Source organism: Microbacterium bandirmense, assembly GCF_037204185.1.
In the GTDB taxonomy this organism is placed as follows: domain Bacteria; phylum Actinomycetota; class Actinomycetes; order Actinomycetales; family Microbacteriaceae; genus Microbacterium; species Microbacterium bandirmense.
The window spans coordinates 1-20,105 of record NZ_JBBDGM010000014.1; the positions used below are offsets into that span (position 1 = coordinate 1).

General features: G+C 70.3%; 21 protein-coding genes. 11 read left to right on the forward strand and 10 right to left on the reverse strand.

The window, feature by feature from the left end:
* Positions 1-156 precede the first annotated feature (156 nt).
* Positions 157-864 (reverse strand): phosphoribosylformylglycinamidine synthase subunit PurQ, encoded by a 708-nt coding sequence (gene purQ / locus WDU99_RS14150; protein WP_337333103.1) that lies wholly within the window; start codon positions 862-864, stop codon positions 157-159.
* Positions 861-1,109, reverse strand: coding sequence for a phosphoribosylformylglycinamidine synthase subunit PurS (purS, locus tag WDU99_RS14155; protein ID WP_337333104.1), 249 nt, complete (start codon positions 1,107-1,109; stop codon positions 861-863). Before purS ends, purQ begins: the two co-directional genes overlap by 4 nt.
* 255 nt (positions 1,110-1,364) lie before the next feature.
* Between purS and WDU99_RS14160 the strand changes: the two genes are divergently transcribed.
* A complete protein-coding gene (locus tag WDU99_RS14160; RefSeq protein ID WP_337333105.1) occupies positions 1,365-2,039 on the forward strand; it encodes a MerR family transcriptional regulator in 675 nt (224 codons plus the stop codon).
* Positions 2,040-2,075: 36 nt separating this feature from the next.
* Here the strand turns inward: WDU99_RS14160 and WDU99_RS14165 are convergent, their stop codons facing one another.
* Entirely contained in the window at positions 2,076-2,597 is a 522-nt protein-coding gene (locus WDU99_RS14165; RefSeq protein ID WP_337333185.1) for an adenine phosphoribosyltransferase, read from the reverse strand.
* Positions 2,598-2,679: 82 nt separating this feature from the next.
* Between WDU99_RS14165 and WDU99_RS14170 the strand changes: the two genes are divergently transcribed.
* The 5 genes from WDU99_RS14170 (at position 2,680) to WDU99_RS14190 (ending at position 8,455) form a co-directional block, all read left to right on the forward strand.
* The gene (locus WDU99_RS14170) at positions 2,680-4,104 is read left to right on the forward strand and encodes a glycoside hydrolase family 1 protein (protein ID WP_337333106.1); all 1,425 of its coding nucleotides are present in this window, start codon (positions 2,680-2,682) and stop codon (positions 4,102-4,104) included.
* Between the two features lie 21 nt (positions 4,105-4,125).
* Positions 4,126-5,127, forward strand: coding sequence for a LacI family DNA-binding transcriptional regulator (locus WDU99_RS14175; protein WP_337333107.1), 1,002 nt, complete (start codon positions 4,126-4,128; stop codon positions 5,125-5,127).
* Between the two features lie 69 nt (positions 5,128-5,196).
* The gene (locus tag WDU99_RS14180) at positions 5,197-5,967 is read left to right on the forward strand and encodes a LamB/YcsF family protein (protein ID WP_337333108.1); all 771 of its coding nucleotides are present in this window, start codon (positions 5,197-5,199) and stop codon (positions 5,965-5,967) included.
* Positions 5,967-7,580: a 5-oxoprolinase subunit B/C family protein gene (locus WDU99_RS14185; protein ID WP_337333109.1), complete on the forward strand. Its 1,614-nt coding sequence runs from the start codon at positions 5,967-5,969 to the stop codon at positions 7,578-7,580. The genes WDU99_RS14180 and WDU99_RS14185 overlap by 1 nt, the downstream gene beginning before the upstream one ends.
* 215 nt (positions 7,581-7,795) lie before the next feature.
* Positions 7,796-8,455 (forward strand): TetR/AcrR family transcriptional regulator, encoded by a 660-nt coding sequence (locus WDU99_RS14190; protein WP_337333110.1) that lies wholly within the window; start codon positions 7,796-7,798, stop codon positions 8,453-8,455.
* Here WDU99_RS14190 and WDU99_RS14195 read toward each other — a convergent pair.
* The 5 genes from WDU99_RS14195 to WDU99_RS14215 form a co-directional block, all read right to left on the reverse strand.
* A complete protein-coding gene (locus tag WDU99_RS14195) occupies positions 8,440-8,931 on the reverse strand; it encodes a CinA family protein (RefSeq protein ID WP_337333111.1) in 492 nt (163 codons plus the stop codon). The two genes, WDU99_RS14190 and WDU99_RS14195, sit on opposite strands and share 16 nt — an antisense overlap.
* Positions 8,932-9,042: 111 nt before the next feature.
* Positions 9,043-10,386: a uracil-xanthine permease family protein gene (locus WDU99_RS14200; protein ID WP_337333112.1), complete on the reverse strand. Its 1,344-nt coding sequence runs from the start codon at positions 10,384-10,386 to the stop codon at positions 9,043-9,045.
* A gap of 111 nt (positions 10,387-10,497) precedes the next feature.
* A complete protein-coding gene (locus WDU99_RS14205; protein ID WP_420064016.1) occupies positions 10,498-11,361 on the reverse strand; it encodes a phosphoribosylaminoimidazolesuccinocarboxamide synthase in 864 nt (287 codons plus the stop codon).
* Between the two features lie 43 nt (positions 11,362-11,404).
* Positions 11,405-11,776 (reverse strand): PH domain-containing protein, encoded by a 372-nt coding sequence (locus WDU99_RS14210; protein ID WP_337333113.1) that lies wholly within the window; start codon positions 11,774-11,776, stop codon positions 11,405-11,407.
* 27 nt (positions 11,777-11,803) lie between these two features.
* Entirely contained in the window at positions 11,804-12,535 is a 732-nt protein-coding gene (locus WDU99_RS14215; RefSeq protein ID WP_337333114.1) for an Ltp family lipoprotein, read from the reverse strand.
* A 180-nt stretch (positions 12,536-12,715) separates the two neighbouring features.
* Here WDU99_RS14215 and WDU99_RS14220 point away from each other — a divergent pair, with 180 nt between their 5' ends.
* The 4 genes from WDU99_RS14220 to WDU99_RS14235 all read left to right on the forward strand — a co-directional run bounded on the left by WDU99_RS14220 (position 12,716) and on the right by WDU99_RS14235 (position 17,264).
* Entirely contained in the window at positions 12,716-13,954 is a 1,239-nt protein-coding gene (locus WDU99_RS14220) for a sensor histidine kinase (protein ID WP_337333115.1), read from the forward strand.
* Between the two features lie 60 nt (positions 13,955-14,014).
* Positions 14,015-14,698: a response regulator transcription factor gene (locus WDU99_RS14225; protein WP_337333116.1), complete on the forward strand. Its 684-nt coding sequence runs from the start codon at positions 14,015-14,017 to the stop codon at positions 14,696-14,698.
* A gap of 98 nt (positions 14,699-14,796) precedes the next feature.
* The gene (locus WDU99_RS14230; RefSeq protein ID WP_337333117.1) at positions 14,797-15,327 is read left to right on the forward strand and encodes a GNAT family N-acetyltransferase; all 531 of its coding nucleotides are present in this window, start codon (positions 14,797-14,799) and stop codon (positions 15,325-15,327) included.
* 59 nt (positions 15,328-15,386) lie between these two features.
* On the forward strand, positions 15,387-17,264 hold the full coding sequence (locus WDU99_RS14235) for a heavy metal translocating P-type ATPase (RefSeq protein WP_337333118.1): 1,878 nt from the start codon (positions 15,387-15,389) through the stop codon (positions 17,262-17,264).
* A gap of 196 nt (positions 17,265-17,460) precedes the next feature.
* Here the strand turns inward: WDU99_RS14235 and purD are convergent, their stop codons facing one another.
* Positions 17,461-18,738 (reverse strand): phosphoribosylamine--glycine ligase, encoded by a 1,278-nt coding sequence (purD, locus tag WDU99_RS14240; RefSeq protein ID WP_337333119.1) that lies wholly within the window; start codon positions 18,736-18,738, stop codon positions 17,461-17,463.
* A gap of 173 nt (positions 18,739-18,911) precedes the next feature.
* Positions 18,912-19,604 carry an NUDIX hydrolase gene (locus WDU99_RS14245; protein WP_337333120.1) on the reverse strand — a complete coding sequence of 231 codons (693 nt, stop codon included), beginning with the start codon at positions 19,602-19,604 and terminating at the stop codon, positions 18,912-18,914.
* A gap of 136 nt (positions 19,605-19,740) precedes the next feature.
* On the opposite strand from WDU99_RS14245, the gene WDU99_RS14250 reads away from it, so the two are divergent.
* Complete coding sequence (locus tag WDU99_RS14250) at positions 19,741-20,097, forward strand: sterol carrier family protein (protein ID WP_337333121.1); 357 nt, start codon at positions 19,741-19,743, stop codon at positions 20,095-20,097.
* Positions 20,098-20,105: the final 8 nt, after the last annotated feature.

Consider the following 20,105-nt stretch of genomic DNA (forward strand, 5'->3'; position numbering starts at 1 on the left):
CCCGCCCCCCCCCCGCCCCCCCCCCCCACCCCCCCCCCCCCCCCCCCCCCCCCCCCCCCCCCCCCCCCCCCGGGGGGGGGCCCCCACAGCACGGGGTCTCGACGGGAACCGGGGGTGTCGGCGAGGTAGGGACGGATGCCGCGCTGCCCGCAGGTGTTACGCGGCGACGGCGGCGAGCGTCGAGATCGCGCTCGTGAAGAAGCCCAGACCGTCGACGCCCGAGCGCATGGCTGCCGCGGTGTCGGGGCCGAAGCCCGGTTCGATCGCGTGCTCGGGATGCGGCATGAGGCCGACCACGTTGCCGGCGGCGTTGGTGAGTCCGGCGATGTCGCGCAGCGACCCGTTCGGGTTCACGCCGGCGTAGCGGAAGGCCACCAGACCCTCGCCCTCGAGCCGGTCGAGTGTGTCGTCCGAGGCGATGTATCCGCCCTCGCCGTTCTTCAGCGGGATGACGATCTCCTGGCCGTCTTCGAAGTCGCTCGTCCACGCCGTGGTGTTGTTCGTCACGATCAGCTTCTGGTCGCGGCGCACGAAGTGCTGGTGGTCGTTGCGGATCAGACCGCCGGGCAGCAGGTGCGCCTCGACCAGCATCTGGAAGCCGTTGCAGATTCCGAGTACGGGCATCCCCTTCGCGGCGGCATCCTTCACCTCGGCCATGATCGGCGACAGTGCGGCGATCGCACCCGAGCGGAGGTAGTCGCCGTAACTGAACCCGCCCGGCAGCACGAGGGCGTCCACGCCGTCGAGGTCGTGTGAGCCGTGCCAGAGAGCGACGGGCTCCGCGCCGGCGACCCGCACGGCGCGCTGCGCGTCGCGATCGTCGAGCGAGCCGGGGAAGGTGATGACGCCGATGCGCACGGTCACGGTGCGACCTCGACGCCTACGACGTCTTCGATCACCGAGTTCGACAGCACGTCCTCGGCGAGGCGACGCGCCTCTGCAAGCACCTCGTCGGTGACCTCGCCGTCGACGGTGAGTTCGAAGCGCTTGCCGATGCGCACCTGCGAGAAGCTCTCGACGCCGAGGCGGGCGAAAGCGCCGGACACGGCCTTCCCCTGCGGGTCGAGAAGTTCGGCCTTGGGCATGACGTCGACGACGATGGTGGGCATACCCTCAATTGTAGGCGATCGCGGCGGGGTGACGATGCCCGAACGGAGGGCTCTGGGCCCCCCGAAGCCGCTCCGTTCGGGCGAGTCGAACAGTCCCCACTCTTCGACCACCCGCAACCGGTGCCGCCGGTGCGGGTCTACCCCCTCAGGTACATAGGCACGATAGTGTCGACGGACACAGACCGCACCGTGGAGAGTGCCCGATGACGGCGCTCTCCAATGCGCTGCGGGTCACCTTCGGGGGGAGGGCAGTCGGTGAAGCTGAGCGAACTGGCGACGCAGAGTGGCACGAGCACGACGACGCTGAAGCACTGGATCAGGGTGGGCATCATGCCCGCAGGGGTGCTGAAGAACGCGACGACCGCGATCTACCAGCAGCGGCACGTGGAGCGGGCGCGGCTGATCATCGTGCTGCGCGACGTGTACGGGGCGTCGACGACCGCGATCAGCGCGCTCACCGGGCTGATCGACGCGGGCGCCCCCACGCTCGACGTCATGAACGCGTGTCAGGCCTTCGCGCTCGGTACGCCCGACGATCTGGCATCCGACCCCGCGTACGCGGCATACCGCGAGCGCACCTATGAGCTGATGCGACGTCGCGACTGGCGCGGGTATCCCGGTGCGGCCGAACGCGGCCTCGCGCATGCGCTCGCGCAGGCGGCGGAGGTCGGGCTCGACTACGACGTGGACACGCTGATGGAGTATGCGGATGCTCTCGAGCCGTTCGCCGAGCGCAACGTGGCGGTGCTCGGACCGGACGGCTCGCCTGACGAGGTCGCGCGACGGATGCTGCTCGCTGTCAACGCCAGGGCGCGGCAGCTGGTGGCGATCAGCAGTCTGGCGCACGCGGCGGCGTCGGTGCGCTCGGCTATCGCGCGCGGCGCGGCTCCGCCCGACCTGGCTGCGCCGCCGGCCGCCCCCGGTGCGTGACCCCGCAGAGTTCGCGGCTGGAGCCTGAGCGCAGCCTCAGGCGGAGCGGAACACGGTGTGCAGGTCGCCGGTCAGCTCGCGGCCGCCCAGGCCGTCGATCTCGAACAGCACGCTGATGCCGGCGACGACGCAGCCCAGCTGCTCGACGAGCCGGCGACCGGCTGCGAGCGTGCCGCCGGTGGCGAGCACGTCATCGATCAGCAGTACGCGGGTGCCGGCGGGCAGGTCGTCGTGCATCTCGATCGTGGCCGTGCCGTACTCCAGGGCGTAGTCGACGGATGCCGCCGGCCGGGGCAGCTTGCCCGCCTTGCGGATCGGCACCAGACCGACGCCGGCGGCGATGGCCGCTGCGCCGGCGAGGAGGAATCCGCGCGCCTCGATGCCAGCGACCACGTCGAAGGTGCCGGTGAACGGCTCGAGCAGTGCCGCGGTCGTGACGCGCAGCGCCTCGGCGTCCGCGAGCAGAGGCGTGATGTCGCGGAAGAGGATGCCGGGCTCGGGGTAGTCGGCGATCTCGCGGATCAGAGACTCGGCGCGCGCCAGTTCGGGATTCACCAGTCAAGGGTATCCGACCGCTGATCCGGACCCGTTCCATGGGAGCGCTCCCATGCATCGGGCAAACAGTGCGAGAATAGGGCGCATGACCCGCTTCTTCCCCGAGAACTTCCTCTTCGGCGCAGCAACCGCCGCCTACCAGATCGAGGGCGCCGCCTTCGAGGACGGCCGCACGGCCTCGATCTGGGACGCGTTCGCGCGAGTGCCCGGCGCCACGGTCGGGGCGGAGAACGGCGACGTCGCCTGCGACCACTACCACCGCTATCGTGACGATGTCGCGCTCATGAAGGAGCTCGGGCTGCAGACCTACCGGTTCTCGACCTCATGGTCGCGGGTGCGTCCCGACGGAGGCCCGGTCAATGCGAAGGGCATCGACTTCTACAGTCGACTCGTCGACGAACTGCTCGACGCCGACATCGTGCCCTGGCTGACCCTGCATCACTGGGACATGCCGCAGGCGCTCGAGGAGCGCGGCGGCTGGACGAGCCGCGAGATCACCGACCGTTTCGTCGAGTACGCGCTGAGCGTGCACGACGCGCTCGGTGACCGGGTGCAGCACTGGACGACGATGAACGAGCCGTGGTGCTCGTCGTTCCTCTCGTACACCGCCGGTGTGCATGCGCCCGGTCGCACCAGCATCCGCGACGGACTGCTCGCCTCTCACCACCTGCTGCTCGCGCACGGCCGCGCGGTGCAGGCGCTGCGCGAGCGCGACGCCGACCTCGACCTCGGCATCACCCTGAACCTCACCGTCGCCGACCCCGCCGACACGACCGACCCCCGCGACGTCGACGCTGCACGCCGCATCGACGGACAGTTCAACCGCTGGTTCCTCGACCCGATCTTCCGCGGCAGCTACCCCGCCGACATCGTGCGCGACCTGCGCGACGTCGACTCCGCGGCGGTTGCGGCCTGGCAGGACGCGGTGCACGACGGCGACCTCGACGTCATCTCCGCCCCACTCGACGCCTTCGGCGTGAACTACTACCACGGTGAGCTGCTCTCGGGGCATCCGCAGCCCGGCGCCGAGGGCGACCCGCACAAGACCGAGGGACTCGACCAGCGCGAGACGGCATCGCCCTTCCCCGCAGACGCCGACATCCACTGGGTCGAGCGCGGTCTGCCGCGCACCGCCATGGGCTGGGAGGTGCAGCCCGATGGCCTCACCCGCCTGCTCGTGCGGGTGGCCGAGGAGTACGCGCCCGGTGTGGCCCTGTACGTCACCGAGAACGGCGCCGCGTACGACGACGAGGTGGATGCCGACGGCAGCGTGAACGACGGCGAGCGCGCCGAGTTCGTGCGCACCCATCTGAGCGCGACGCTGGATGCCATCGACCGGGGCGCCGATGTGCGCGGCTTCTTCTACTGGTCGCTGCTGGACAACTACGAGTGGGCGTGGGGCTACGCCAAGCGGTTCGGCATCGTGCGGGTCGACTACGAGACGCAGGAGCGCACCGTGAAGCAGAGCGGACGCGAATACGCTGGCATCATCGCTGCCCGCGCGATCTGAATCCAACCCGGGAAGAACACCATGCCGCGTTCCACGATCGAAGAGGTCGCCGCTCTGGCGGGTGTCTCACGATCCACCGTCTCGCGCGTGGTCAACGGCTCCACCGCGGTGAGCCCTGAGGCGCTCACAGCCGTGCAGCGGGCCATCGCCCAGCTGAACTACGCACCGAACCGCGCCGCGCGCTCGCTCGCGAGTCGCCAGACCCACGCGATCGGGCTGGTCGTGCCCGAAGACACCACGCGGTTCTTCGGCGACCCGTTCCTGGCATCCGTCGTCGCCGGCATCAGCGCGCGCCTGGCCGACTCCGACTACGTGCTCACGCTGCTCATCGCCAGTGAGGACCCCGGCGGCAAGATGACCCGCTTCGTGCGCAACGGCGGCGTGGATGCGGCCATCATCGTCTCGCACCACGCCAGCGACTCGTTCGTCGACACCATTGCCGAGTCGGTGCCGGTCGTGTTCGGCGGTCGCCCGTCGCGCTCCCACGACGGCGACCACATCGTCGACGTCGACAACGTCGCGGCGGCACGCGCGGCGACCGAGCACCTTCTCGCGCTGGGGCGACGCAGGGTCGCGACGATCACGGGGTCGCTGTCGATGCCGGTCAGCGTCGACCGCCGTGACGGCTTCCTCGCCGCGCTCGCCGACGCCGGGCTCGAACCGGCGGGTGTGGTGGATGGTGACTTCAGCGAGCAGGGTGGGTCGGATGCTGCGCAGCAGCTGCTCGCCCAGGATGAGCATCCCGACGCATTGTTCATCGCCAGCGACCTGATGGCGCGCGGTGCCATGGGCGTGCTGCGCTCCGCAGGGCTGCGCGTGCCCGAGGACGTCGCGGTGATCGGATTCGACGACTCCGCGCTGGCGGCGGCCTACGACCTGACCAGCGTGCGGCAGCCGATGTTCGCACAGGGGGAGCTGCTGGCCGGGATCATCATCGACGTGCTCGCCGGGCGGCAGCCCGAGCGTCTGACGCTCTTGCCGACGGAACTCATCGTGCGCGGTTCGGCGCGCGCGGCCGGCTGACCCGAGCTGACCACGGTCGATCCGCGCTGCTACGGCCCCCGGCCCGCGCGATCCGGGCAGACTGGAGCCATGGCATCCATCGATCTGAACTCCGATCTCGGCGAGAACTCCGCCGAGCGCGTCGTGAGCGACGACGACGCCATGCTCGCGATCGTCAGCAGCGCCAACGTGTCATGCGGCGCCCATGCGGGCACGCCGGAAGGCATCCGCGACACGCTCGCCTCTGCAGTCGCCGCCGGCGTCGTGATCGGCGCGCACCCGTCGTACCCCGACCCCGACAACTTCGGCCGCACGCCGATGCAGCCGTCGCCGTCGGAAATGCAGGCGCAGATCGAGCAGCAGCTCGGCTTCCTCTCCGACCTGGCCGCGAGCGTGGGCGCGCGGGTCGCGTACGTCAAACCGCACGGCGCGCTGTACAACACCATCGCCCGCGATGAGCGGCAGGCCGCAGCCGTGGTCGCCGGGATCAAGGCCGTCGACCCGCGACTGGTGATGCTCGGCCTCGCCGGCGGCGTCGCGCTGGATGTCGCTTCGCGGGCCGGCCTGGCGGTGGCATCCGAGGCCTTCGCCGATCGCGCCTACCTGTCCGACGGCGCCCTCGTGCCCCGCACACGCGATGATGCGGTGCTGCACGACGCCCAGGCGGTCGCCGAGCGGATGCTGCGCTTCGCCGAGACCGGACTGATCCGCGCCATCCACGGCACGGACGTGCGCGTCGACGCGCAGTCGATCTGCGTGCACGGCGACAGTCCGGGAGCGGTGGCGATGGCATCCGAGATCCGACGCCGACTCGAGGCGTCCGGCGTGACGATCGCGCCGTTCGCGACACGGGTGGTCTGATGCGCATTCTCACCGCGTCGGATCGCGCGCTGCTGGTCGAGGCGGCCGATCTCGATGAGGCGATGCGACGGGGCGCCGCCTGGGACGGTCTGCCCGGTGTGATCGAGCGCGTGCCCGGCGCGCGCACGGTGCTGGTGCGGTTCGACCCGCTGCAGGTGACGGCGGCGCAGCTCGCCGAGACGCTGCGGAACACGACGTCGGATGCCCGTGCCGCCGCGCCCCTCGACGAGGTGACCATTCCTGTGCACTACGACGGCGATGACCTCGACGAGGTCGCGAGGCTGCTCGGGGTGTCGGCGGATGAGGTCGTGACCCGACATCTCGCCGCGAACTGGCGTGTGGCCTTCGCCGGCTTCGCCCCTGGGTTCGGCTACCTCATCGGCGATGATCCGCTGTTCGACGTGCCCCGTCGCGCATCGCCGCGCACGCGCGTGCCCGCCGGGGCTGTTGCGCTCGCCGGGAGTTACACCGGGGTGTATCCGCGGCAGAGTCCTGGCGGGTGGCAGCTGATCGGCCGCACGGACGCGGTCATGTGGGACGTGCATCGCGACCCGCCGGCTCTGCTCACCCCCGGCGTGTCCGTGCGCTTCGTGCGGGCCGGACGCGAGACCGCCGCGTGGGAGATCTCAGACGGTTCGCACGTCGCGCGGCGTGTCGAGGCGGGACACGCGGATGCGGCAGCGGATGGTCCGGTGTTTCCGACAGCATCCGACGCGGCCGCGGTCGAGGTCGTGCAGCCCGGCCTGCAGCTGCTGGTGCAGGATCTCGGGCGTCCCGGCTTCGCCGCGCTGGGGGTCTCGGCATCCGGCACCGTCGATCGCACGGCGCTGCGCGACGCGAACCGGGCCGTCGGGAACTCGAGTGCGGCGGCCGCGCTCGAGAGCGTCGGCGCGGTGACCCTGCGCTTCCACAGGGAGGGGGTCGGCGTCGTGACCGGAGCGGTCGGCGAGATGATGATGTCGGATGCCCGTGGCGAGCCCCGTGAGGTCGCACACGGCATCCCGTTCGCGACCCATGACGGCGATGAGCTTCGACTCGGATCGCCGATGAGGGGGCTGCGCTACGTGATCGGGGTGCGCGGTGGCATCCACGCTCCCGCTGAACTCGGCAGCCGGTCATCGGACACGCTGGGCGGGCTGGGGCCCGCCCCGCTCACCCAGGGCGACGTCGTGACGATCGGCACGGATGCGGTCTCTGCGGTGGACGTGTTCCCCTGGCCGCGCGCCCTGCCGGCGTCCGGCGATCTCGTCGATCTCGACATCACCCTCGGACCGCGCGACGACTGGTTCACGTCGGCGGCGCTGCGCGCGCTGACCGCACAGGAGTGGACGGTCACCGCCCAGTCGGACCGCGTCGGCATCCGACTGCGCGGCGATGCGCCGCTGGAACGCGCGGTCGCCGGCGAGTTGCCCAGCGAGGGCGTCGTCACGGGCGCGCTGCAGGTGCCGCCGGACGGGCAGCCGGTGCTGTTCCTGGCCGATCACCCGCTCACCGGTGGATACCCGGTCATCGCGGCGCTCACCGACGCCTGTCTCGACTTGGCCGGGCAGCTGCCGCCCGGCGTCAGAGTGCGGTTCCGGGTGGATTCCGCGGCGGCATCCGAACGCGACTGAGGTTCCGGGGGGAGGGAGCTTTGCTCACCTCCACCCGGGTGCCGCGGAATGGTTCCCCCCGATACCGCGGGCACTCATCGCGGTTGACGCCGAAGGCCGCGAGAGCAATTGATTGATCAAACAATCAATAAGAAACGGTAGCATCTGATCCGGCATGATGGGAACCGCGCTCTGGGGGCGCGAGACCGACGACGGTCGCCGACGAGGGGAAGACGATGGCACGCTCACAGGAGCAGAACCGTGATGCGCGCGAGCGCTCGCAGAAGGCCATCCTGGAGGCGGCCTTCTCAGCTTTCGGCGAGAAGGGCTACCACGAGACCAGCCTGGCCGAGGTGGCACGCCGCGCCGGCGTCGCACAGGGGCTCGTGAGCTACTACTTCGGCGGCAAGGAGCAGCTTGTCGGGGCCGTGCTCGATGCGTACTTCGCCAAGATGACGGCGGTGGACCTCGATGACGACAGCGCCGATGACCGCCTCAGGATGTTGATCGACATGGCGTTGATCGCCGCCGATCAGGGGATGCCCCAGCAGCGCATCGTCCTCGGCCTGTCGATGCTGCCGACGACGCATCGCATGTACGCCGATGCCGAGCAGCGCAACCTCGACGGCGTGCTGGCGGCCGGTGCGGTCATGCAGGACCTGTTCCGCGAACGCGGCGCCGCCGATCCGGGTCTGGAAGAGGTGATGCTGCGCAGCGTGATCGAGGGCGTCATCGTCAAGCGCGCGGTGTACGGCCGCACCTATCCGCTGCACGCCGCCCGAGCCTGGCTGCACCGGATGTACGGTCTCGGCGCTCCCTCCGTGCCGCTGCCTTTCGTGGCATCCGACCTGCCGGAGATCGCGCTGCGCGCGAGCGACGCCTACCCCGACAGCTGAGATTCACGGTCGGTGACGTCCGATTCCAGGGCGTGGAAGACGAGCATCCGCACTGCTGCGTCGATCGTCGCATCCAGCACCTGCGCGGGATCACCGTCAAGCGTCAGCAGGCGATGACCGACGCGGGTGCGCGTCGCCCATCCGACGTAGACGGTGCCGGGGGGATGCTCACCCTCCGCATCCGGACCGCCGACGCCCGTCGTCGACACGGTGAGGTCGGCGTCGAAGAGCTCTCTCGTAGCACGAGCCAGCTGCTCCGCACAGGATGCCGAGCACGGATCCGTGCCCGGCTCCAGCCCGAGGACCCGCTCCTTCACGTCGGTGAGGTAGGCGACGATCCCGCCGCCGAACCACTCGCCCGCCCCCTCGGCGGCGCCGATGGTCTCTGCCAGGGTTCCTGACGTGAGCGATTCCGCCACCGCGATCCGAAGGCCCCGCGCACGGGCGAGGTCGCTGAGCTGGGCTGTGTCATGCATGCTTCGCACACTATTGCCCGTGAGGCGCGGAGGAGCGGGGCTTGACACGGCGCGCCCCGCGGTGACCATGGGATCACCGGGGGCGCGCTGTGGAGGCGTGCGGTCAGGCGGTCAGGCCTGCTCGCGCTCGGCGGGGTCGCCGCCGAGCGGCCCGACGGCCTCGAGCGGCTTCGGGTCGTCGGCGCCGGTCTTGCGCAGGCGCGCGACGAGGTTGCCGAGGTGGTAGATCAGGATCGCGCCGACCGTGGCGAGCACGATGCCGCCGAGCTGGAAGCCCGAGTCGGGGTCGATGATCTGGAACCCGCCGACCGCGACGATCAGGCCGACTGCGGCGGTGTACTGGTTGACCGGACGCGAGAAGTCCACCCTGTTGTCAACCCAGATCTTGATGCCGATCACGCCGATCAGGCCGTACAGGGCGGTGGTCACGCCGCCGAGCACACCGACCGGCACCGAGTTGATGACGGCACCGAACTTCGGCGACATGCTCAGCAGGATCGCGGTGATGCCGGCGACCCAGTAGGCGGCGGTGGAGTAGACGCGGGTGGATGCCATGACGCCGATGTTCTCGCCGTACGTCGTGGTGCCCGAACCGCCGAAGAAGCCGGCCAGCGAGGTCGAGATGCCGTCGGCGAGCAGCGCCTTGCCGGTCTGCTTGTTGATCGCCGGATCCTCCACCATGGTCGCGACGCCGCGCACGTGACCGACGTTCTCGGCGATCAGCACCAGCACGACCGGCAGGAACATCGCCATCGCCGACCAGGTGCCCGAGTTGGCGAAATCGGGGAAGTGGAAGGTGGGCAGACCGACCCAGGCCGCTTCGTTCACCGCCGCGAAGTCGAGCTCGCCGCGGAAGCCCGCGAAGATGTAGCCCGCGATCACTCCGAGGAAGATCGAGATGCGGCCCAGGAACCCGCGGAACACGACAGCGAACAGGATCGTGATCGCCAGGGTGAACGTCGCCGTGATCGGCGCCTGCTCGTAGTTTCCGCGGGCGGCACCGGCGAGGTTGAAGCCGATCAGCGCGACGATCGTTCCGGCGAGCACCGGCGGCAGAAAGCGGTCGACCCACTTCACGCCGGCGATGTGCACCACGAGGCCGATGATGGCCAGCAGCACACCGACGGCGACGATGCCAGCCAGCGCCGAGCCCATCCCCGCGGTGGCGGTCGCGGCCGTCACCGGGGCGATGAACGCGAACGACGAGCCTAGGTAACTGGGCAGCTTGTTGCGGGTGACCAGCAGGAACAGGATCGTTCCGACACCGCTGAAGAGCAGCGTGGTCGGCACCGGGAATCCGGTGAGGATCGGCACGAGGAAGGTGGCACCGAACATGGCGATGACGTGCTGCACGCCGATCGCGATGGTGGCGGGCCAGTTGAGGCGTTCCTCGGGTCGGACGACGGCGTCGGGCGCGACGGTGCGACCGTTGCCGTGGATCTTCCACAGCGGCATGATGGCTCCTCGGAGTCGGGGTCGGGTCCCGAGTCAAGCTCAGGGCTGACGAAACACTATCGGTTCGTCAGGTTCCGGCCCAGACCCCTCGTCGCGCGGTGCCGCGTCGCCTCAGCCGCGCAGGCGCTCGATCAGCTCGCGGTAGCGTCCGGCGGTCATCTCGACGATGTCGGCGGGCAGTGCCGGCGGCTCGCCCTGCTGATCCCAGTGGGCAGCCAGCCAGTCGCGCACGATCTGCTTGTCGAAGCTCGCCATCCGCTCTTCGGGCGTCGTGCCGGATTCCCATGCCGCGGTGTCCCAGTAGCGGGACGAGTCACTGGTGAGGGCCTCGTCGGCCAGGCGGAGGACGCCATCGGCATCCACGCCGAACTCGAACTTGGTGTCGGCGAGGATCAGGCCCTTCGCCTCGGCGATCTCGGATGCCCGCCGGTAGATCGCCAGCGACGTGTCGCGCAGCTGCGCCGCGCGCTCGGCGCCCACGATCTCGACGGTCTTCTCGAAGGTGATGTTCTCGTCGTGCTCGCCCATCGGAGCCTTGTACGCCGGGGTGAACAGCGGCTCCGGCAGGCGGTCGCCGTTCTTCAGACCCGCGGGAAGGGGGATGCCGCAGACCGTGCCGCTCGAGACGTACTCGGCCCATCCCGATCCGGTCAGGTACCCGCGCACGACGCACTCGATCGGCAGCATCTCCAGGGCCATCGCCAGCATGGCGCGCCCGGCGACGGCATCCGGGATCTCGCCTTCGGCGATGTGGTTCGGCACGTCCGAGAGCTCACCGAACCACCACATGCTCAGCGAGGTGAGCAGCTCGCCCTTCTGCGGGATGCCGGGCGAGAGCACGAAATCGAACGCGCTCACCCGGTCGGACGCCACCACGAGGATGCGCGTGTCGGCAGGATCCTCAGAGGCGTACAGGTCGCGGACCTTGCCCGAGTAGATGTGCCGCCAGCCGGGGATGCTCTGTGCTTCACTCACCAGGCCATCATGTCATCCCCGGGCGGCGGCACCCTTCCGGGTGTCAGTGGGCGTTCAGCACGGCCCAGGCGATGAGACTGTCGAGGCGCCGCACGTCGACGCCCTTGGCGAGCTTCACCTTGATGTGTCCTGCCTTCGTCCACAGTTCGAGCTCGGAGTTCCAGTCGAGCGTGCCGGCGTTCTCCGACGACCACATCAGGATCGAGCTGTAGGGCAGCGAGTAGACCTCGACCTTCTTGCCGGTGATGCCCTGCGCGTCACGGACGATCAGTCGCTTGGTCGTGAACGTTGCCGAGTCGCGGAACGTCTTGAACGAGGCAACGGCCTGCTCACCCTGCGCGAGCAGGGCCTGCACGTCGGGCGGAACGGGGATCTCCTGCTGCAGGGTCCAGCTGAGGATGGCTCCGGATTCCATGGGTTCTCTTTCGATCGTGTGGGCGGGTCATTCGTTCAGATGCGCGATGGCATAGTCGGCTTCGGCCGCGGTGAACTTCTCGCCGAACTCGCTGGTGAGCTGCTCGTACAGACCCGCCTTGCTCATGTGCATCATGTCGGAGTACGACTGCGCCTTGTTCAGGGCAGACGTGTACTCGACAGGCACGGCCGGTTCCGCCGGCTCTTCCTCGGCGGTTTCTTCGGGCTCGGCGGTGGTCTCCTGCGCGGCGGGTTCGGATGCTGCTGCACCGGGCCTCTCGTCGGTCTGCGGCGCCTCGACGGGAGCGCTGAGTGCAGGCTTCTCATCCGGTGCGGCGGTGGAACCGCCACCGACGGCACCGCTGATCATCCCGATCACCACTATCGCGCCGGTGACGATCCAGGCGATCTTGCGGTGCTGCGCGTAGCCCGCCAGGCGCATCCCGGCCGCGTCACGCGTGGCGCCGGCGAGCACCATCACGATGTCGACGAGCCCCCAGATGCCGATGCCGCCGAACGTGATGAGCTTGAGGATGCCTGTGCCGATCTTGCCGAGATAGAAGCGGTCGACGCCGAAGAACCCGAGCAGCAGGGCGAAGATCCAGGTGAGGATGAACGACTTGTCGCCTTCGCCGGGCGCTGCGGTGCGCGCCGGCGGGTGTGCGGCGACCGGGCTGGGTGGCAGTGGTGCGGGCGCCATCGGCGACGGTGCGCCGGTCGGGGCCGGGGGCGGGGTGGGGATGCTGTTGTCGAAGGTCATGTCGTGTCCTCGGATGCGGTGGTGCGAAGGGGCGGGTGCCGCCGTCGTCCCCTCATCGTCGCGATCGGCCGTGGGTCACAGGATCCGCCGGGCGGCCCGACCGGCCTCCGCCGTTCGGCGGAGCATGCAGTGGCCGATCGGTGGCATCCGACTGTCGCAGCCGCACCATATGCTCAGGGCGTGGCATCCTCGAACGCACCCGTGGTCCCGCGTCGACCACGCTGGGCCGGCCCTCGCGCGGCCGTGCTGTTCGTCGGCGGGATGCTGTTCGACACCCTCGCGCTCGTGAACGTGCCGGGTGCCGTGATCCTCCCGGCGACGGACGCTGATCCGGTCTCGCTGACGGATCTCGGCACCGGCCTGTTCCTGCTGGTGATCACCCTGTGGGTGAGCGTCTTCTGGAGACGTCGGCTTCCGCTGCTCTCGCTGATCGCCGGCGGCGTGCTGGCGCTCATCGGCATCTCGTACCTGCTGCTGCTGATCGGGGCGATCGCGTGCGTGCGGCGGTGGCCGACGCGGATGATGCTCGTCGGCGGATCGGCCGCGGGCGCAGTGGGTCTGTTCGCGCTCCGCGAGGCCACGACGGCGTGGGGTGCGGCACTGCCGTGGCTGTTCGCATCGGATGCCGGCTCTCAATACGAGCCGGTCTGGATCGCAGCATCCTTCATCTGGGCCGCGGTGTCGCTGGCTGCCGCCGCCGGTGTCGTCAGCGTCTCGCGCACCCGTGCGCGCGCCGAGCGCAGCGACCAGCGCGCAGCGAGCGAGCACCGCCGGGCCGATGCGCTCAATGAGCAGATGGTGCGCCAGGCCGAGCGGGAGCGCATCGCGCGGGATATGCACGACGCACTCGCCCACCGGCTCTCGGTCGTCTCGCTGCACGCCGGAGCGCTCGAGACGGCATCCGGCGGCGGCGGTGACACCGCAGAGATGGCCCGCACGGTGCGTGAGCAGGCGCGAGCCGCGCTGCAGGACATGCGCGGTCTTGTAGGCGAACTGCGCAGTGGCCCGGCGCAGCCGGCATCGGCCCCGGCGACGATGCGGGCGATCGGCGCCCTGCTGGCCGACCTGCGCGCCGCGGGGGTGCCTCTGACGACGTATGTCGTCATCGAGTCGGCTGAGCGCGCCTCGGCCATGCTCGACGGGGCCGTGTACCGGATCGTGCAGGAAGCGCTGACCAATGCGATCAAGCACGCACCGAGCGCCCCGCTCGATCTCTTCCTGCACGCGGACCCGGTCAGCGGGGTGCGTATCCGCGTCGTCAACCCGCTCCGGCCGGGCGGCTCGGTCGTTCCCGGCGGCGGCAATGGGCTGCTGGGAATCCGCGAGCGCGCCGGGGCCCTCGACGGAGAGGTGTGGGCCGGCGCGCACGAGGGTTCGTTCATCGTCGATGTGACGCTGCCATGGCAGGAGCGCGGCTGACCCGAACTCATGGTGACTGCAGGTGCCTGGCGTGTCGCCGGTGCTCAGTAGGCTCGGATCGTGACCCTTGCCGATGCGACTTCTGCCGTCCGCGTGCTGCTCGTGGACGATGAGCCGCTGATCCGCAGCGGATTCCAGTTCATCCTCGCGACGGCGGAGGGCATCGAGGTGGTCGGAGAAGCGGCAGACGGTGCCGCGGCCATCGAGTTCGTGCGCGCTCACCGAGCCGATGTGATTCTGATGGATGTGCGGATGCCCGGTGTCGCCGGGCCCGAGGCGACCGCGGCTATTGTCTCGCAGTCCTCGGCGCGGGTGCTGGCGATGACGAGCATCGATACCGAGGATCAGCTGCTGCGGATGCTGGAGGCGGGCGCGAGCGGCTACCTGCTGAAGGACGAGTCCCCGTCGCGGATCATCGATGCGATCCGGCGCACAGCGATCGGCGACACGGTCGTGTCGAGTGCGAGTGCAGCACAGCTTGTGCAGCGGGTGGTCAGTGATCAGGGCGGTGCGTCCCGTCGTGACGCCGCTGCGCGTGTCGCGACGCTGACCGAACGCGAGCTGGACGTCGCGCGCGGCGTGGCGTCCGGCGCCACGAACGAGGAGATCGGCCTCGGACTGCACATCGCAGCCGGCACCGTGAAGACCCACCTCGAGCAGGTGTTCCACAAGCTCGGGGTGCGTCGGCGCGTGCAGGTCGGTGTCATCCTCGAGCGCGCTGGTCTCGGTCCCGACGACGTGTGAGCGTCCGCGCGGCGCCGTGCGCGCCACTTTCTTGCATCCGCGCCATCGATCGATGTGGCAGGTGCAGGAGTCTGTAGCGGTTGTGGTGGGATGGTCGGATGCCGATCACCCTCGCCTCGCCGTCCACCGACCTCTTCGACTCCTGGGCTGCGACCGTGGCCGAGTTCGGCGGTGTGCACATCGACGGCGCGGGCCTCGACCTCGGAACCGTTCCCGACCGTGACGCGTGCGAGGCCTTCGTCGCGAAGGCCGAGCTCTACGGCCGACCCGGCGCCGAGCTGCCCGACGGGCACGTGCCGTGCGACTACTTCTGGATCGTCGATGACGGCGAGGTCGTCGGATTCATCGCCTTCCGCCGCGCGCTGAACGACTGGCTGCGCACCTACGGCGGTCACATCGGGTACTCCGTGCGGCCGTCGCGACGCCGCGAGGGCATCGCCGGCGCCGCGCTCGGCCTCGTCCTCGAACGCGCGCGCGAACAGGGATACGACCGCGTCATGCTCACCTGTGATGACGACAACGTCGGTTCGGCACGCACCATCGAGGGCGCCGGCGGCGAGCACGTCGACACGATCGACGGATCGGATGCCGGACACGGGGCCATGCGCCAGTACTGGATCACGCTCTAGTCGTTCTTCTCACCGCGCCGGATCGGACGCCGAACCGCCGACTGGGGCAGAGTGGAGCCATGACTCTGCTGCGTCTTGCGAGGCGGTATCCGATCCTCACCGGCGGATTGATCGCCACCCTCGCCGTCATCGTGCTCTCGCTGGCCGCTCTGCACGAGCCGGCGCGCTGGGTGGCGACGATCGTCGTCGTCACGGTGATCGTCTGGACCGCGTGGGGGATGCTGAAAGACATCCTGCGCGGGCACTTCGGCCTCGACGTGCTCGCCCTCATCTCCATGATCGCGACTCTGGTGGTCGGCGAGTACATCGCCTCGCTGGTGATCGTGCTGATGCTGTCGGGCGGGGAGGCGCTGGAGGACTACGCCCAGCGACGGGCGGCGCGCGACCTCACGGCGCTGCTGGACCGTTCGCCACAGATCGCGCATGTGCTGGACGCCGAGCAGTCCGATCCGCGAGATGTCCCGGTGGACGAGGTCGAGCCCGGGATGGAGCTGCTGGTGCGGCCCGCCGAGATCGTGCCCGTCGATGGCGTGCTGCTGAGCACCGAGTCGAGCTTCGATGAGTCCTCGCTCACCGGCGAGAGCGTGCCCGTGTCGCGTCAGGCGGGCGAGGAGGTGCTCTCGGGATCGGTGAACGGCTCCAACGCCGTGCGCATCCGCGCGCTGCGCCGCAGCGGTGACAGCCAGTACCAGCAGATCATCGCGCTCGTGCACGAGGCGCAGCAGAGCAAGGCCCCGACCGTGCGCCTGGCCGACCGCTTCGCCATCCCGTTCACCCTCGTCTCGCTCGCGATCGCCGGCGTCGCCTGGGCGATCGCAGGGGACCCGCTGCGCTTCGCCCAGGTGCTGGTGCTCGCCACTCCGTGTCCCCTGCTGATCGCGGCTCCGGTCGCCTTCCTCGGCGGACTCTCCCGCACGGCCAAGGAGGGCGTGATCGTCAAGGGCGGCGCGGTTCTCGAACAGCTCGCCCGCGTGCGCTCGGTGGCCTTCGACAAGACGGGTACGCTCACGCAGGGCCGCCCCGAGCTCATCGAGGTCCGTCCCGCCGGGGGGATGGATGCCGACGAACTGCTGCGACTGGCAGCATCCGCCGAACAGTACTCCAGCCACGTCCTCGCCGAAGGCGTGCGCAGGGCCGCGGCAGAGCGGGGGCTGGCGCTCGCGCCGGCCGAGCACGCCGAGGAGGTCGCGACCAACGGCGTGACCGCCGTCATCGAGCGGCGCACCGTCGTCGTCGGCAAGCCGGCCTACGTCGCTGCGCTCGCCCCCGACACCGTGCGCACCCCGCTGGTCTCGGGCCAGCTCGCGGCCTACGTCGCCGTCGACGGCCGATTCGCCGGTGCGCTCGTGCTCGCCGATGCCGTGCGCCCCGAGGCCGGTGACGTCGTCGCCGGACTGCGCGAGCACGGCGTCCGGCGCATCGCCATGCTCACCGGCGACGCCGAGGCGACGGCATCCGCGATCGCGGCGCCCCTGGGCGTGACCGAGGTGCACGCCGAACTGCTGCCGGCGCAGAAGGTGGCGCTCGCCGCCGACCTGACGCCACGGCCCATGCTCATGGTCGGCGACGGCGTCAACGACGCACCGGTGCTGGCGGCGGCGGACGTCGGCATCGCGATGGGCGCGCGCGGCTCGACGGCCGCGGGTGAGGCGGCGGATGCCGTCGTGCTGAAGGACTCGCTCATGCCGGTGCTGCGCGCAGCCGAGGTCGGGCGGCACACCCTGAACGTCGCCTACGCGGCGATCTGGATCGGCATCGTCCTCAGCGTCGGACTCATGCTGATCGCCACGACCGGGGTGATCCCGGCCGTCGCCGGAGCGTTCATCCAGGAGTTCGTCGACCTCGCGACGATCCTCTACGCGCTGCGCGCCCTCACCGGACCGAAACGCCGGGCTTCCGTCGCGGTCGCCTCGCCACGCCCAGTCACGGCGCCGTAGGAATCCGGGCGTCGGGTTGCTGTTGTGAGGCCCCGGCGTGCGCGCGCGTCACTGAGAACAGGCTCGTTACTGAGAACAGGATGGTTCCCGAGAAAAGAGCCTGTTCTCGATAACCGTCCTGTTCTGGGTGCGGCGCAGGATGAGGGGCGTCGCAGGGGGCGTCGCAGGGGCGGGTGCGGCGCGGGGTCGGATGCTGTCAGCCGGCGACCCGGGCGGCGATGTCGTGCCGGTAGTGGGCGCCGTCGAGCGCGATGCGGCCGATGGCCTCGTAGGCGCGCGCACGGGCATCCGAGAAATCCGACCCCGTCGCGACCACATTCAGCACCCGACCGCCCGTCGCGATCAGCGACCCGCCGGGGGCGTCGGGCGCGCCGGTCGCGGCGTGCACGATCGAGACGCCGTCGACGGCTGCCGCCTCGGCGAGGCCCTCGATCATGCGGCCGGTCTGTGGCGCCTCGGGGTAGCCCTCGCTGGCGAGCACGACGGTGATGGCGACGTCGTCGGAGAACTCCGGCATCGGCTCGTCCTCGAGGTGCCCGGATGCGGCCGACAGCAGCAGTCGTGACAGCGGGGTGCGCAGCCGGGGCAGCACGACCTGCGTCTCGGGGTCGCCGAAGCGGGCGTTGAACTCGATCACGCGCACGCCGGCCGGGGTGAGGATCAGGCCGGCGTAGAGCAGGCCGATGAAGGGCGTGCCCTCTGCGTCGAGCTGGCGGATCACCGGAAGCGCGACCGTCTCGGTCACCTCGGCGACGAACTGCTCGACACCGCCGAAGTCCTCGGCCAGCCACGGCAGCGGCGAGTACGCGCCCATGCCCCCGGTGTTCGGTCCGCCATCGCCATCCAGTGCGCGCTTGAAGTCCTGAGCGGGGCTGAGCGGACGGACGGTGTCGCCGTCGCTGAGGAAGAACAGCGACACCTCGGGGCCGGTGAGGAACTCTTCCACCAGCACAGGCCCGCTCGGCAGGTACTGCTCGGCATGGGCAAGCGCCTCGGCGCGGTCGGCGGTGACGATCACACCCTTGCCCGCGGCAAGGCCATCCGCCTTGACCACGTGCGGGGCGCCGAACTCGTCGAATGCGGCCTCGACCTCGGCGGCGGATGCTGCCCGCACGGCGCGTCCGGTCGGCACGCCTGCGGCATCCATGATCCGCTTCGCGAACGCCTTCGATCCCTCCAGCTGCGCGGCTGCCTTTCCGGGGCCGAACACCGGGATGCCGCGCTCGCGCAGCGCGTCGGCGACACCGGCGACCAGCGGAGCCTCGGGGCCGACGACGACCAGATCGACACCGCGCTCGTTCGCGAACGACGCGACCGCCGCGCCGTCGAGCATGTCGACGTCGACGATGGTCGCATCCTGGGCGATGCCGGCGTTGCCGGGGGCTGCGAAGATCTCGTGCCCGGCCTCTTCCGACCGCAGCGAGAGGATGATCGCGTGCTCGCGCGCGCCGGAACCGAGGACCAGGATCTTCATGCCGCCAGCCTACCGGCGGGTCCGCGGGAGCATCCGCTGTGTTCCGGTCACGCTTTCGTCCGGTGCCCGTCGCCCAGGTCGCAGTGGATGCCGGAATCTCGCGCGCTTAGCGGCAACCATTGCGACCTGAACGTCGGTGGGTGGCCCGGGCGACCTGAACGTGGGTGGGTGGCTCAGCCGCCGACCTCCGCGGGGGAGACGGGGCGCTCGACCGAGACATCCCAGGGCAGTGCCCAGCCGGTCGCTTCGAACAGCGCGTCGAGGATTCCCGCGGTGAAGCCCCACACGATCGTGCCGCCGATGTCGAACGCCGGCCCGCGGTAGGTCTCGCCGCCGCGCGACAGGGTCGAGGTGTACCGGTTGGCCGGGTCGAGCAGCTGCGCCACCGGCACGCGGAACACATCGACGGTCTCGGCGTGATCCACGGCGGCCACGCGCGACGGACGCCGCCACCAGCCGAGCACCGGTGTCACCAGGAAATTGCTCACGGCCAGCGGAATCGGAGGCAGGGCGCCGAGCACCTCGACGCCGTCGGGGTCGAGTCCGGTCTCCTCCTCGGCCTCGCGCAGTGCGGTCGCGACAGCATCCGCGTCATCGTCGTCCTGCCGACCGCCCGGGAACGACACCTGACCCGGGTGTGACGACAGCGTCGCCGCGCGACGCTGCAGCAGCACGTCGAGATCGGCGGGAACGGTCACGTCGTCACTGCGCGCGGGGATGCTGTCGAGCCGGCCGAACAGCACGAGCACCGATGCCGGCAGCGGATCGACGGCGTCCATCGGGAAGGACGGCAGCCAGTCGGCGCGGCGGGTCACAGCGAGCAGGTCCTCCCTGGCGCTGTGGATCGTCTCGGCTGCGGCTGTCATACCCGTCGAGCCTATGCCCGCACGCGCGGGACGTGCTCAGAACTCCGGAGAAACACCCGCCGTGAGGCCCGAAACCCGGTCTGGCAGCCCGCTGGTCCAGATTTCTCCGGAGTTCTGAGCGGCGTAGCCTTGAGCCATGCCCGCCCGCAGAATCGACGTTGCCGAGGGACGCGCGGCGCTCGCCGCCGTCGCGGCCGGCGACGCCTCCCGTCCGGCTACCGCCACGGGCGTGCGGTACCTGCTGCAGCTGCTCGACGAGAAGGCGCCCGGCAACAGCGTGGAGGTGCGCGTGCCGCCCTTCGGTGCGGTGCAGGTCGTGCAGGGCCCGCGGCACACCCGGGGCACACCGCCGAACGTCGTCGAGATGGACGCGCAGACCTGGATCGCCGTCGCCACCGGTGCGCAACAGTGGTCGGATGCCATCGCCGACGGCCACATCGTGGCCTCGGGCACCCGAGCCGACATCTCAGCGCTGCTGCCGCTGCGGCCCTGACGCTAAGG